Below are 12,927 nucleotides of genomic sequence, written 5' to 3'. Positions count from 1 at the left end.
TCGGTTATCGGTGTCCCGGTCGGAGTGTTTATTCCTTATCCGAACCAAACGGCGGCAGTCCGATCATGTCCTCGATCAGTCCATCGGGATTCTTGTCCAGAAAATTCTGGCCCGACACGACACTGTGCCCCAACTCCCGTTCCGTCTCCCTGCGGGCCACTCCGGCGACGTTGCCGCCGCGCCGGGCGACCCGTTTGCTTTCGGCGAACGTATCGGGTTTCTCCTGCTGTGAAATTTCGGTCGTCACCCGTTCGCCCAGCATCGTGAAGATCAGCTCCAAATCGGTCATGTGGTCACGCAGGTTTTGTCCCTTTTTCGTCAGCCCCTTGATCGCCCTGTGTTCCGAAGGCGTCACGCCGAATGTCGCACGCGCGATCTCCGCCGTCAGGATAGCGAAATCCCTCTCTTCCCGAATGCCGCGTTCTTTCCACTCATCCGTCAGGTTCTGCCGTATGGCGATGCCCCGCAGCCGTTTGTCGATCCAATCCTTCGGATAACCTTTGGCCTCGTAAACGGCCTTCATGCGTTCCTGCGCCAGCTCAGGGTTCTCGATCTCCTGCACACGCTCATATCCGACCTGTGCCAACCATTGTTTGAATGGTTCGGCCTTCGGAGAGGGAATCGACTGGATGATACGAAATAACCCTTTAACATCGGCAGCCTGAACAGATCTCCGGCGACCATCGGCGGCGATCATCGCAACCGGGGTACAAATTGTACCCCAGTTGCGATTAAGCAAGGGATCGCGTTGCCGCATACGCTTGATATACTGTTTGACATCTACACTATCTGTCAAAAATTCAACGACATCGGCAATGGAAAAATACCATTGCTCATTCATCCATGCACGGCGGATCTGCTTGTCCTGAAAAACAACGATCTTACTATCTGCCATAAACGAATTTATTTTTCACAAAGTTAGTTTTTTAATCCGGCAGGTGCAATAAGTCGAGAGTCTAATTCAATGAATTGAATTCTGTTTCGATAAACCTAACCGCATCCGATTCTTCAGTAGAATGTTTTGCGGTATGGCATCCGATAACGCAGATAACCCGATAAAGTTACATCGAAAGGGCTGTCTGACAAGTCTTGAACAAGCCTTTTTATTTTTCCGATCCGCTGCCGCGCCGATAGAGCCAGCGAGCCAATCCGAACAGGTAGCGGCGGAATCCCGGGACATAGGCCAGCAGACGGTCGAACCATGCGAGGTGTGGGGATGTGAACCTTACCACGAGGCCGACGTAGATCATGGCGAATAGTGTTCCGACGCCTACGACATTCCACTGCCAGCGTCCGAAAAAGAGATAACAACCCGCTACAGCCAGCAGGACGAGGGTCGTATCCACCATAATCTTGACTTTGGCAAAAGGACGGTGCGCGACCTGACTTATGACGATCGAGATACCCTCGCCGGGCATAGTCACCGAACCGCATCGCACCTCGAAGGCGATGCCGATGCCCATGACCGTACAACCTGCCAGTTGCGTTAAGAGCTGCGAAGGCAACGTCGTACACGCCAATCCGGAGGTCAGTGCCATATTGAGGTCTATCAGCCACCCGAAGATAAACCCTATGACCAGTTGAAAGAGCTGCATGGGCTCGAACTTTCGCCGCAGAATGAGTATCTGGCAAAGTACCAGCAGGGCGTTCATCGCAATCGTATATTCGCCGATCGTCCACTGCGGGACGATGCTTACGGGGCCTGCCAGCGAGAATACGAAGGGCAGCGAGGAGATCACGCTGCTGCCCAGACCGGATTTGACGCAGAGAACCACTCCCAGCGTCATAAGATACAGTGACCCCAGCAGCAGTAAATGCTGCCAGAGGAACGATAGAGTCTTTGCCTTCGTTATCATAAATAAAATCGTGTCGAATGAAAAATGGGCCTTGCCGACGGCAACACCCATTCCCCCGCTGGATACAGTTTGCTTATTTGCAGGCTTCGAGCGAAACCTTGCGGAACTCTTTCATCCGCTTGCCCAGTTCAAGAGCAGCTTTGCGGGCACGGGCGCCGGCCGCCTTGTTCTTCTTGCTGAGTTGAAGCTGAGCGTCAGTTTTGAATGTTTCCATCAGGGCTTCGATGTCTTTGAGTAATGTTTCCATTTCTATCGGGCTTTTCAATTATAAAAATGTTGAATGAACGTGCAAATTTAACAAAATCCGGTCGATTGGTTAAGGCTGCTATATACAACTTTACACCCCGCCGATTTTCCGAACCGCTGCACACAACCGACTGGCGGAGTGGACAGAGGCAAACTATTTCACTTTGGCAACAAAGTCTTTCTTATCAAAATCTTTGCATAAGAAGGACTTTGCGGTGAAAATAAAATAAGATCGACTATTCCTTGTTCGTAGTTTTAGATCAATCTTACTCAATCGCCCCGTCAGAACGCTACTGACGGGGCGATTGCTATAATTGGAATGAAGTTTCAAATATTTATCTTTTTCTCCTAACTGCTCATACATAATAAAAATAAAATAATGTATTGCATATTTTCTTTACTTTTCTTATATTACACAATCAATCAACTTTACAGCTATGAATGAACCGCCATATTGAATTGCGGATATGATCTGCATATGCAGTATATCTCATCCGCCAACAGACTCCCGACACGACATCCAATCCAGAATGAATTAAAGACCAAAAAATCATGAAAAAGCTAATCAATTACTCGTTTATTTTAGCAATGAGTTTGACGTTGGGTTCAGCCTGCACGGATATAGTGGAAGAAACGACTGAACCAATCGAAACGCGAGCGGTGAATAACACGGAAACATCGTATTATTGGTATGACGGACAGAAAATTCCCTTAACGGTCGATACGGACAAGAAATTCGTTCTCGTGGACGCATCCGCTGAACCTATGTTGTTCAGTGCCGGTGCTTCTTCAGAACAGGCGTTCGCCGATGTTTCCCTTTCACCGAGCATCGTGAAACTTCCCCGGATGCGGGCGGCCGCGACCGAACCGAAACTGAAATGGACGACCGTCTCCTCTGCACAACCCGTAACCCGTTCCGCCGTCGATGCAGAGGTCATATACGAGGCTCCCTATTTCCGCACGGAAGAAGGCTATGAAGTCGGACTGAGCCATTTACTCTATGTCAAACTCAAAGACAAAGGTGATGAATCCGTATTGCTCCGATTAGCGGCCGACAACGGCGTAGAGGTAATCGGCTACAACGAGTTTATGCCGCTGTGGTATACGCTCAGTTGTTCCTCGAAGTCGATGGGTAATGCATTGGAGATGGCCAATCGGTTTTACGAAACCGGCCTCTTCGCCGCCGCAGAACCGAGTTTTGTGGCAGAAATTGTAATGAATTCTGCTGAAGCACCCAATGATCCGCTGTTTCAAGATCAATGGAATCTGGAAAATACGGGCCAATGGAACATAAATTATGAACACCTCGACATCAATTATCTGAATGCAAAAAAGAGGACTCAGGGGGATCGGAGTGTTGTTGTTGCTGTCATTGACTGCGGCGTAATGAAGGATCATCCGGATCTGAACATTACGACCAATGGATTTGATGTGGAAACGGGCAATATACCGAGTGCCTTTTACGGAATTCACGGAACTCAATGTGCCGGGCTTATCGCAGCTCAGACCGATAACGGAATTGGACTGGCTGGCATAGCTCCCAAATGTCAAATTTTGCCGATAAGTTTTAATGACGATAATTTAATTGATATCCCTAATAGATTGGCCAATGCGTTCAGATATGCTTTTCAATACGGGGCATCCGTAATCTCTAATTCTTGGGAGTTAAAATCTACAAGATCGGAAATGCTTGAGAATATCATTCGTTTGGTTATGACACAAGGCAGAAACGGTTTGGGGTGCGTGGTTGTATTCGCCTCCGGTAACGATGATTTGCCACGAATTTGTTATCCGGCCAGTGCTCTTGAAGATATCATCGTCGTCGGTGCCCTAACTTCGTCAGGAAAGAAATTGACAAAAGTATTTCCTTCCGCACCTGGCAGTAACTATGGAGAAGGGCTCGACGTCGTTGCTCCCGGATCTTGGGTTCCTGTTCTAAACAAGAACGGCGGATATACTGAAGCGGAAGGCACCTCTTATGCAGCACCTCAAGTTGCAGGCGTTGCCGCTTTAATGTTGACGGTGAATCCGAAATTGACACAGAAACAAGTAGGGGATTTGATTAACAGTACAGCTGCGGGTTTGGGTGAATATCATTTCGATTATGCGGGAGAGTTTCATCGACCGAACCTGCCGTACACAACTCGGCTCTTTGAAAATCCCTTAGACAAGTACTACAAGAGGAAGGTCGAGTGGCATGAAGAGGTCGGATATGGATTGGTCGATGCTGACAGAGCCGTCGTTCGTGCCTTGTTGGCCCAGTACACCAAACCGATTACGCCTCCGGAGGAGTAGTCATGAAGCTACCGATGAATCGACAGCCCCGGGATTTATTCTCGGGGCTGTAATGTCAATCTGGTAAATCGTAAATTTCATTGTATTTGATTTGAACCTCTGTCCCATCGGGTATGGGAGGTGTTGCCAAACATGCGATCCGGAAATAATCTCCTGTGGGAAATACGATTTCTCCATAATATATATCTATATTGAAACAGAGCGTTTCGCCTTCTGAATATAGACTTTTATGAATTCCATGATATAAATTTGCGGTTAATCCTTTCAACAACAGCAGCGAATATTTCGAAAAATCTATATCGGCAGGAAGAGTCTCGTTCGGAGTGATGCAATGCGCCAGTTCTTCTTGGCTGCGGACAATGCGCAGTTCGCCATAAGGAGTATCGCCCCATTGCCATGTATCCCCCAGCGTATAGTCTTGTAAAAGATAAGAGACGGATCGGTCTTCGGGCGCGGAGCGGTCGTCGCATCCCGCGGCGAACAACAGAGCGAATACGAAAAACGAATGTAAGAAAGTTTTCATGGTAATAGAGATTTTGTTGTTTCTAAATATGTGTAATTATCGTTATAATTAAAAAAAATATGGTCGATTATTAACTATATAAAACTTATTCTATTATAAATTCTCTTCATCTTTACACCGATAAGTTTCTTTATGTTAGTTCGTATTTTTCATTGAGCGGTCTCCGCCTGTTCATATTCTTTCGCCCCGTATCCGGTAAATAGTACTTTTTCATTTCCGATCAGAGTCAGGTGTACCATATTCGAAAGAATATTCGACTATAAAATTAGGATATATTCATTGTCGATGATAAATAATCGCAAGTAATTATTATATTTGCGTAATTATTTTATAATAATTATATGAAGCATCGCATCAATCCCTTTGTAATCAGCGGTTATGTTTCTGCGGAATACTTTTGCGACCGCAAAGCCGAAACTGCGCAACTCATCCGCGAAGTGTCGAACGGCAACAACGTCGCATTGATTTCTACCCGCCGCATGGGTAAGACGGGGCTGATCCAGCATTGTTTCCGAAATCCCGAACTCAAGGACGGATTCTATAATTTCTTTATAGACATATACGCCACTAAATCCCTGCGCGAGTTCGTCTTTTCACTCAGCCGGACGATCCTCGAAACGCTCAAACCTCGCGGCCGCAAAGCTATGGAGCTGTTTCTGCACAACCTCCGTTCCTTGCAGGCCGGCATCACGTTCGACGTGACGGGCATTCCCTCGTTCAATGTACAGTTAGGCGACATTCAGCACACCGAAACCACTCTCGACGAGATTTTCACCTATCTGTCCGCGGCTGACAAGCCCTGCATCGTAGCTATCGACGAGTTTCAACAGATCGCTTCCTATCCCGAAAAGAACGTTGAAGCGATGTTGCGCACCTATGTGCAGCATTGCCCGAACGCTCATTTCATTTTTGCAGGAAGTCAACGTCATACGATGGGCAACATGTTCACCAGCCCTTCGCGGCCGTTCTATCAGAGCGTTTCGATGATGCATCTGGAAAGCATCGACCTCGACGAGTACATCCGTTTCGCCCGGCATCATTTCGAACAGGCCGGAAAGGAGATCGAGCGTTGTGTCGTGAAAACGATTTACGAACGCTTCGATGGGATTACGTGGTACATACAGAAAATGTTGAACGCTCTGTATTCCATGACTCCGAGTGGTGGAACCTGTACCGAGGCAATGATCGACGAGGCGCTGCGCAATATCGTCGGTTCGATGAAATACACCTACACGGAAACGCTCTTTCGAATGCCTGAGCGACAGAAAGAATTACTCATAGCCATTAGCAAGGAAGGGCGCGCTTCATCCGTAACCTCCGGTTCATTCATCAAGAAATACCGGCTCAGCTCGGCCAGTTCGGTGCAGGCCGCAATGAAAGGTCTGCTGGAAAAAGACTACATCACCAGCGAGGCTGGCAGCTACCATGTATACGATCTATTCTTCGGCATTTGGCTCCGCGAGAATTATTGATCCATAAAAAACCGCGCGCCCATTTCGGGGCGCGCGGAACCTTTCTTATCGTATGAATGATCTGCGATTATCAGTTGCCGTAATCTTTAGCATAGGTTTTTCCGCTGTGCGAGCAGGTCAGACCGAATGCCTGAGCCGCAGCGTTGAAACGCGACAGCCCGTTCGACGGCTCCATACGCAGGTTGAAGAACGTAATACCAGCGGCATTCGCATTCATAGCTCTTGTCGTATAGGTTTTAACCAATGCCGTAGCCGGATTTTTAGTCAAATCACACAGATAGGGAGTGTATTTCGACATCGGAATATTAAAGTTAGGAGAACCATATCTGCCCAGATCAGCATAATATGCCATGTCGATATTAGCGATCGCAGTAGCATCGAGCGTATAAGTATTTCCGAAGTCGAATACGGAGATAATCTTGTCCGTCCGACTGCGGAGCTTGTTAATCATCATGCTGTACGAAGTCGTGTTTGCCTGCGGATAACCTTTCTCTCCGTACTTGGCCCACTCGTCGTCGAAGTCGTAGCCGTCCACGATACCTTCGTAGGCCATCAGATCGTCGATGTACTGGTCGGCCTGTGCTTCGGTCAGATTGGCGAATCCCAGACCGGTGTGGTCGCCGAGGTTACCCATCAGCACTTTGATGCCTTTGGCTTGCAGCGGGGCGATGTACTTGGCGGGGTTCGACAGGATCGCTTCGTTGTTGGGGTTGTTGTAATTCGAAGCGTTGCCGACGGCATCGCCGTGGATGTTCGACGCGAAGAGAATCACGTGCGTAAAGAACGGCTCGCCGTTCGAGAGCGTATATTCCCCGGCATTGAGCGGGTTTACGTCGTTTACTTCGACATAGACCACGCGCGCGAAGTTGTCGATGGTCGCGGCACGGGTTTCCGGTGCGCTCTGATCCATTGCAGGTTCTTCCATGTCGTTGCAGGAAACGAACGCGAGTGCAGTCGCCGCCATCAGCGAGCAGGCTGTTTTCAAGTAGTTTTGTTTCATCACGGTTGAAGTTTTAGGTTGTAATTCTGATAGAAACGATAAGAACGGTTGTAAATCCATAACAAAGATAATCAGCCGACACTTCACCGAAACAACCTAATACGTCGTAAAAATAGCGAACTTTCGATTCGAAGTATTCCATAACGATCGACCTGTGAGATAAACCCTTGCCCCTATGATACGATTCGGAGCTATTATGCCTTCGTTTCGAGTGGAACAAAAAATCCGGGGCTTTACGCCCCGGATTAACACACACGATATTAAATTGGTTACCAATCTTTTGCAAATTTTCCATAGCTACCAGAAAGATCAGGACTCATATTCGTAAGATAAAACCGTCCATCATAGATACATTCTATATCCGATAGGATGTAAGAAAACAAAACTTCAAAACCATCTCCGACTCCTTGTTCGATACCGGATCGGGACGGCACCGCATCCCAAATGGCAAACACATTGTACGACTCTGGATGTTGCCAATAGTGCGGTGAGATCTCGGCACAGAATGCGTCGCGTTCATTGGCATGCCATGCCGTATCGTGAATGTCCAACGTCAGCGATCCCCATTTGGACTGTTCCAATCCGGCTATGGGTCTAAGCACGGATTCGGCATCGTTATAAGGGTCTTCCAATTGGTCTATGATGCCGCACCACGCATAGTCTATATACCGTCCGGCTTCGATACCGTTGCGCGCCTCGGCCAAGTCCGCGGTACTCTCCGCATCGCAGGCGACCGTTACGAGCTTCTCCGTACCGAGCGCTTCTTTGGTCGCCTTAATCAGTTTCGAATAGGATGCCGCGTCGAGCGCAGGCTCATCTTCCCGGTAGGCAGCGTCCATTTCCAAGAAATTCACCCCGTCGAGTTCGTATTTGTCCGTCGTGTATTTAATCCGGTATACCAGCTCTCCGATCTCGGCATCCGAGAGGTTGCGGAATCCGCCGTTGATACAGATCAGCACCTTGCGTCCGAGCTTCTGCACGGGCACGACATACTGCTCGCGGTTGTCGAGCACATACTGCAAATCTTCGCCCAGCTCCAGTGTCGCCGAGCCGTATTTACGCCCGATTTTTGCTGGACGCAGACACACAATATCGACACACGTTATATCCCTCCTTTCATCCCCTGTAAATTGGTTGATATAATCTATACTGAACTTCGTGGCGATAATCGGCTGCATCGTTTCGGTATTGACGTAAGATACGACCTTGAAATCCCACGGGTCGAGTACCCCTTCCTGCGCCGGTTCCAAGATAAGCACCACATAGTAGTAAGTCTGCGTACTCACCTCGTCGCCCAGTCCTGCGACTTCGACCGTAACGGGCAGCAGGTAGCGGCCTTTCTCGGCCGCGCCGCGCTGTATGGCGACCGTAAGGTCTGCGGACTCCTTCACTCCTGCGGCGATGGTTTTCTCATAGGCGAACGAAACATTCTCCGTCGGGAACGCCACGAAATCCGTTCCGTTCTGCGTGTTGTAGCTTTCGACTTTCTCGGCATCGGCCGCAAGGGTCAGCGTCGCGTCCTGCCGGGCCGTCTGCGACAGCCGTACGCGCAGGATGTCGCGGCCTTCCGCTTCGCTTACGAGGAAGCGATTGTCGGTTTTTTCGGGGCGGTATATGTCAGCCGAGATACCTTTCATGCCTTCTTCGTCGGGTTGCGTGCCGCCCGTGCGGACGAACTCCTCGTCCGTGCAGGCTGCCAGTGCGAGCGCTCCCGCGGCGAGCAGGCCCCCGCACCATTTTATCAGGTTGTTTCTCCTATCCATAGCTTATTCTTGTTTGTTCAACTGCGGAATTTCGATACTGTTGTCCCATTCGAGCGTCCCTTCGTTCCGCTCGCCTTTCTCGAAGTCGTTGGCACCGTCCAGACACACCAAGTCGTTGCCGTACTGCGACCAGTCTTTAACGGTATTTCCCTGTCCCTCGTCGCATTTCCAGTAGGCGCGCAATTCGGGCTTGGACTCGGGATTCTCCACGTCGTACATATCGCGGAATATCTCCTCCTGCGTGCGGGCCACCGACCAGATGCGCACCTGCGAAACCAGCCCGTTCAGCGGCCGGTGCGGGTCATAGGAGTATCCGACGAAGAACCGGCGTGCATTGGGTGCCTCGGGGCCTCCGAGCGCAAGGTCTATCACGCCGCTGCCGGCCTCGGTTTTCCATGTGGCGTTGCCCGAACTTTGAAGCTGTCCGTTGACGTAGAATTTCAGCTCCGTCGTCGTGAGATCCCACGTCATAGCCACGTGATACCACTCCCCGGCCTGCAACTCTTTCGAGGCGTCCGCCTCGGGGAATTTCGTGCCGGCCGTACCGCCGATCTGCGTCTGGAGCTGCTGCCGCGGGAATCCGTCGTCGCCCAAACGCAGCAGACAGTACTGTTCCACACCCATCACGGACGAAATGTCGGCATCCGCCGAAAATTCGTTGATGTAGATCAATGCCTCATACGTGAGTGCCGTCAGTCCGTTCACGGCCTTTTTACCCTCGTCCGTTTCGAAGGACGGCACCCACAGATATCCGTCCGTGAGATTTGCGGCCGTGGTGATGGCCGACGAGCGCTTCACGAGGAAATAAACTGTCTGGGAGCCTTCGAGCGGCCCCACGCCCGCGGCCGAAACCGTTACGGGCAGTAAAGCCGTACGGTCGATCTCCAGTGCATCGAGCCCTTTGAAATGCACCGTGAGGGGCTGGGACTCGTTCTTGCCGGCTTCGACCTCGACACTTTGCGTCGGAAGTTCATAATAGGCTTCGTCGAGCAGCGCGTAGTCCGTTCCTTTGCGACGGTTGTAGTCGTCCGCAGCCGCAGCATCGACCGAGAACCGCACCTCGGTGGACGCCTGTACGGGTGAGATGAATACGGCTTTGATCTGACGATCCAGTTCCGAAACGGTTTTCTTGAACGTTACGTTCGTTTCGGGCGTTGTCGTAGCCGCATCGACATAGACGGCATTCTTCAGCGGCGTGGTTCCGTCGGCGTAGTCGTCCGACTTGCAGCCCGCACAGAGCAGAAGCACGCCTGCGAGAGCTATATATAATTTTTGCTGTCTCATGATTATTTGTACGAAGGATTCAACATCGAGATAGCCGCTTTGGTGCGGGGATAATTGACGGTGGGGCTGTAATAGTCGGCCGATATTTCGAAGACGCCCAGACCGGCCAGCGGCCCGTAGGCCATGACGCACCGTGCGACCTCGGCGAGTGCGGGCTGCTCGTGCAGCTGGGCGTCGTCGATCACCCCGGCGGGCGAGGCCGCCAACAGGAGCTTCGAGGCCGGGATGCCGAGCCGCTGCACGGCGTAGTCCACCTCTTCGCGGAGCGTGAGCACGTTGTTCATCTGCGAAGCGTCGAGAATATAGAGATCGTAATCGTCCCGCCGTTCGGCTGCCACATACGCGGCATTTCCCTCGAATACGAGCGTCTTGCCGTCGAGGGCCGCCAGCTTGGAGGCTATGTCCGCTTCGGCAGCCTGCGCCGCGGCGTCGGGCGTGCCGTAGAAGGCGATCACAAGGCCGTCGAGTCCGTTTTCAGCGATTTGGGCGAGGGCACGATCCACGGCCCCGGCAGCCGTCGCCGCATCCGAGCAGTCGGCCCACGCGAGCACGCGGGTTCCTTTGCGGTGCACGCGCGGCAGGTCTTCGCGGTCGAAACGCGACAGCGGGTTTTTCAACGCGATGAAATCCAGCGAATCGGGCAGGGCCTTCATAAAGTCTTTGGGCGAGGTCGAAACCGCCGGGGCATTGTCCATGCGGGCATAGACGAGGTAGTGATCCGTCGCTTTATAATCGTTGAGCGCCGCAAGATAGCGGGCATACAACTCGGGGTTCTGCTCTTCGGGGCCGACGGTGCGGCGGTCGATGGATTCCACATCGTTGTCGCACGCCCCCAAGCAGAGGGCTGCGGCCGCGAAGATCGTTATCATGTTCAGTTTCATAAAGCAGTTAGTTTAATGGTTTGCAATCCCACCACAGGCGGGTTCCGGCATTGTCCGCACCGCCGAGCATCTGCACGGCCGCTTCGACGTTGGCCCTGTTCTCGGCATACTCCTCGGCGGGATACGGAACGCGGCGGGCGCCGTATTTGGGCGTGATCGTGCCGCCCGACTTGTCGCAGTCGTCCGGAATGGGCATCAGACGCGGGTAGCTCGTGCGCCGGTATTCGGCCCACGCTTCGTTGCCGAGCGGGAACAGGGCGATGTATTTCTGTGTGATGATGCGCTCCAGCGCCGTCTCCTGCGTATCCTCGTCGTTCCACACGGGCGTGATGGTGCTTTGGGCCGCGAAGCCGTGTCCTCCGTTAAGCGGATCGACATAGGCCGCAGGTTTGAGTGTCGCATCCGCAAGGTACGCATCGGCTTTGCCGGCACCCCACTCTTCGAACGAGAGCGCCACGCCTTTCTTGTAAAGCGCACCCGCTTCGGACATCGTGCCCCAGCGGAGCTGGTATTCGGACATGAGGAACGCCACTTCTGCGGCATTCATCCACTTTACGGGCGACTGCTCCGTGATGAGCGGAAACGAACACTGCGTTTTGGCCGCCTGCGCACTCGCCGGCATCACGCCGATGCGGATGCCCTGATACACTTGGCGCGTAATTTCCACCGGCTGTCCCGTGTCGGGGTCGGGAATCGTTTCCGTAACGTCCACTGTCGTGAACATCTTCTCGCGGCGCGGGTCTTCGTAACCGTTCATATAGCAGAGAATGTCGGCCCCGATGACATGATCCTGCCACTCGTTCCAGATCATCGCCAGACGGTTCAACACGGGATGGAACTCGGCATTGTCCGCATTCGCGGTGATGACGCCCGCAGCGATGGCTTCCGCAGCTTTGCTCCGGGCCACGTCGGGCGCGATATACGACAGCCGCATCGCCATACGCAGTTTCAGCGAGTTCGTGAATTTCATCCACTTCGAAATATCGCCGTAGTAGACCATATCGTAGTCGGCGAGTGCTTCGGACGAAAGACCCGTATTGGCCTCGAAGACCGCCAGCGCGGCGTCCAACTCGCCGAACATCGCCGTGTAGACCGTCTGCTGGTCGTCGTAGGCCGTCGTCAGCTCCTCGCCGCCGTTTTCGGCGATCTTCGTGTAGGGAATGGGCCCGAACTGATCCGTCAGGCGATGCATCGACGCCACGCGCAGCACGTCCGCCAGTGCGAGGATCACTTCGTTGTCCGAGCGGGAAACGATGCCCCGATAGTAGGTATAGAGGTTGGTGATGGGATCGACGAAAACGGCCTTCACCCAGTTCGTCGGCGGGTTGCCCGTTTCGAAGCGGTTCGTCCACTCGGGCGTCGAGCCGTCGTAATGCGCATGCGCGTCGCCGACGAGAATCTCCGAGAACTGATACAGATGCTCCTCCGTGGGAACCACATTGTTCTGCATGCCCGTGATTTTGGAGCCCACCAGATAGTTGTCGTTGTTCAACTGATCGTCCGTCGTTTCGTTCGGATTGCGGTTGTACTCATCGAAATTATCCAGACAGCCCGCGAGCATTCCGGCCGCAAGGAGCGTCAGAAAGTATAGAATGGTCTTTTTCATA

11 protein-coding genes are annotated in these 12,927 nt (G+C 52.2%); 2 read left to right on the top strand and 9 right to left on the bottom strand.

The window, feature by feature from the left end; translation table 11 throughout:
* Positions 1-28 precede the first annotated feature (28 nt).
* The 3 genes from FMF02_RS00660 to FMF02_RS00650 all read right to left on the bottom strand — a co-directional run bounded on the left by FMF02_RS00660 (position 29) and on the right by FMF02_RS00650 (position 2,103).
* Positions 29-895, bottom strand: a complete 867-nt coding sequence (locus FMF02_RS00660; RefSeq protein ID WP_141411863.1) for a BRO-N domain-containing protein — start codon at positions 893-895, stop codon at positions 29-31.
* 208 nt (positions 896-1,103) lie between these two features.
* Positions 1,104-1,856 (bottom strand): YczE/YyaS/YitT family protein, encoded by a 753-nt coding sequence (locus FMF02_RS00655; RefSeq protein ID WP_141411862.1) that lies wholly within the window; start codon positions 1,854-1,856, stop codon positions 1,104-1,106.
* A gap of 73 nt (positions 1,857-1,929) precedes the next feature.
* Positions 1,930-2,103 (bottom strand): BF3379 family histone-like protein, encoded by a 174-nt coding sequence (locus FMF02_RS00650; protein WP_141411861.1) that lies wholly within the window; start codon positions 2,101-2,103, stop codon positions 1,930-1,932.
* A gap of 551 nt (positions 2,104-2,654) precedes the next feature.
* Here FMF02_RS00650 and FMF02_RS13975 point away from each other — a divergent pair.
* Positions 2,655-4,397 carry a S8 family peptidase gene (locus FMF02_RS13975; RefSeq protein ID WP_141411860.1) on the top strand — a complete coding sequence of 581 codons (1,743 nt, stop codon included), beginning with the start codon at positions 2,655-2,657 and terminating at the stop codon, positions 4,395-4,397.
* A 55-nt stretch (positions 4,398-4,452) separates the two neighbouring features.
* On the opposite strand, the gene FMF02_RS00640 is transcribed toward FMF02_RS13975, so the two are convergent.
* Positions 4,453-4,920 carry a hypothetical protein gene (locus tag FMF02_RS00640; RefSeq protein WP_141411859.1) on the bottom strand — a complete coding sequence of 156 codons (468 nt, stop codon included), beginning with the start codon at positions 4,918-4,920 and terminating at the stop codon, positions 4,453-4,455.
* A gap of 341 nt (positions 4,921-5,261) precedes the next feature.
* Between FMF02_RS00640 and FMF02_RS00635 the strand changes: the two genes are divergently transcribed.
* Positions 5,262-6,392 carry an AAA family ATPase gene (locus FMF02_RS00635; protein ID WP_141411858.1) on the top strand — a complete coding sequence of 377 codons (1,131 nt, stop codon included), beginning with the start codon at positions 5,262-5,264 and terminating at the stop codon, positions 6,390-6,392.
* Positions 6,393-6,462: 70 nt separating this feature from the next.
* On the opposite strand, the gene FMF02_RS00630 is transcribed toward FMF02_RS00635, so the two are convergent.
* The 5 genes from FMF02_RS00630 to FMF02_RS00610 form a co-directional block, all read right to left on the bottom strand.
* Entirely contained in the window at positions 6,463-7,392 is a 930-nt protein-coding gene (locus FMF02_RS00630) for a glycoside hydrolase family 18 protein (RefSeq protein WP_244611596.1), read from the bottom strand.
* Between the two features lie 269 nt (positions 7,393-7,661).
* Complete coding sequence (locus FMF02_RS00625; protein ID WP_141411857.1) at positions 7,662-9,155, bottom strand: BT_3987 domain-containing protein; 1,494 nt, start codon at positions 9,153-9,155, stop codon at positions 7,662-7,664.
* A gap of 3 nt (positions 9,156-9,158) precedes the next feature.
* Positions 9,159-10,439 carry a DUF1735 and LamG domain-containing protein gene (locus FMF02_RS00620; RefSeq protein WP_141411856.1) on the bottom strand — a complete coding sequence of 427 codons (1,281 nt, stop codon included), beginning with the start codon at positions 10,437-10,439 and terminating at the stop codon, positions 9,159-9,161.
* 2 nt (positions 10,440-10,441) lie between these two features.
* Positions 10,442-11,320 carry a glycoside hydrolase family 18 gene (locus FMF02_RS00615; RefSeq protein WP_141411855.1) on the bottom strand — a complete coding sequence of 293 codons (879 nt, stop codon included), beginning with the start codon at positions 11,318-11,320 and terminating at the stop codon, positions 10,442-10,444.
* A gap of 7 nt (positions 11,321-11,327) precedes the next feature.
* Positions 11,328-12,926, bottom strand: a complete 1,599-nt coding sequence (locus FMF02_RS00610; RefSeq protein ID WP_141411854.1) for a SusD/RagB family nutrient-binding outer membrane lipoprotein — start codon at positions 12,924-12,926, stop codon at positions 11,328-11,330.
* Between the last annotated feature and the right edge of the window lies 1 nt (position 12,927).

The organism is Alistipes communis, assembly GCF_006542665.1.
Taxonomy (GTDB): Bacteria; Bacteroidota; Bacteroidia; order Bacteroidales; family Rikenellaceae; genus Alistipes; species Alistipes communis.
Note: the sequence above shows the minus strand (reverse complement) of the source record. Positions and strands in the feature narration are given on the sequence as shown.

Coding starts and splice junctions, on each gene's coding strand:
- FMF02_RS00625 (WP_141411857.1), bottom strand. CDS start 9,155: ATGGATAGGAGAAACAACCTGATAAAATGGTGCGGGGGCCTGCTCGCC.
- FMF02_RS00655 (WP_141411862.1), bottom strand. CDS start 1,856: ATGATAACGAAGGCAAAGACTCTATCGTTCCTCTGGCAGCATTTACTG.
- FMF02_RS00620 (WP_141411856.1), bottom strand. CDS start 10,439: ATGAGACAGCAAAAATTATATATAGCTCTCGCAGGCGTGCTTCTGCTC.
- FMF02_RS00615 (WP_141411855.1), bottom strand. CDS start 11,320: ATGAAACTGAACATGATAACGATCTTCGCGGCCGCAGCCCTCTGCTTG.
- FMF02_RS00640 (WP_141411859.1), bottom strand. CDS start 4,920: ATGAAAACTTTCTTACATTCGTTTTTCGTATTCGCTCTGTTGTTCGCC.
- FMF02_RS00635 (WP_141411858.1), top strand. CDS start 5,262: ATGAAGCATCGCATCAATCCCTTTGTAATCAGCGGTTATGTTTCTGCG.
- FMF02_RS00660 (WP_141411863.1), bottom strand. CDS start 895: ATGGCAGATAGTAAGATCGTTGTTTTTCAGGACAAGCAGATCCGCCGT.
- FMF02_RS00610 (WP_141411854.1), bottom strand. CDS start 12,926: ATGAAAAAGACCATTCTATACTTTCTGACGCTCCTTGCGGCCGGAATG.
- FMF02_RS13975 (WP_141411860.1), top strand. CDS start 2,655: ATGAAAAAGCTAATCAATTACTCGTTTATTTTAGCAATGAGTTTGACG.
- FMF02_RS00630 (WP_244611596.1), bottom strand. CDS start 7,392: ATGAAACAAAACTACTTGAAAACAGCCTGCTCGCTGATGGCGGCGACT.
- FMF02_RS00650 (WP_141411861.1), bottom strand. CDS start 2,103: ATGGAAACATTACTCAAAGACATCGAAGCCCTGATGGAAACATTCAAA.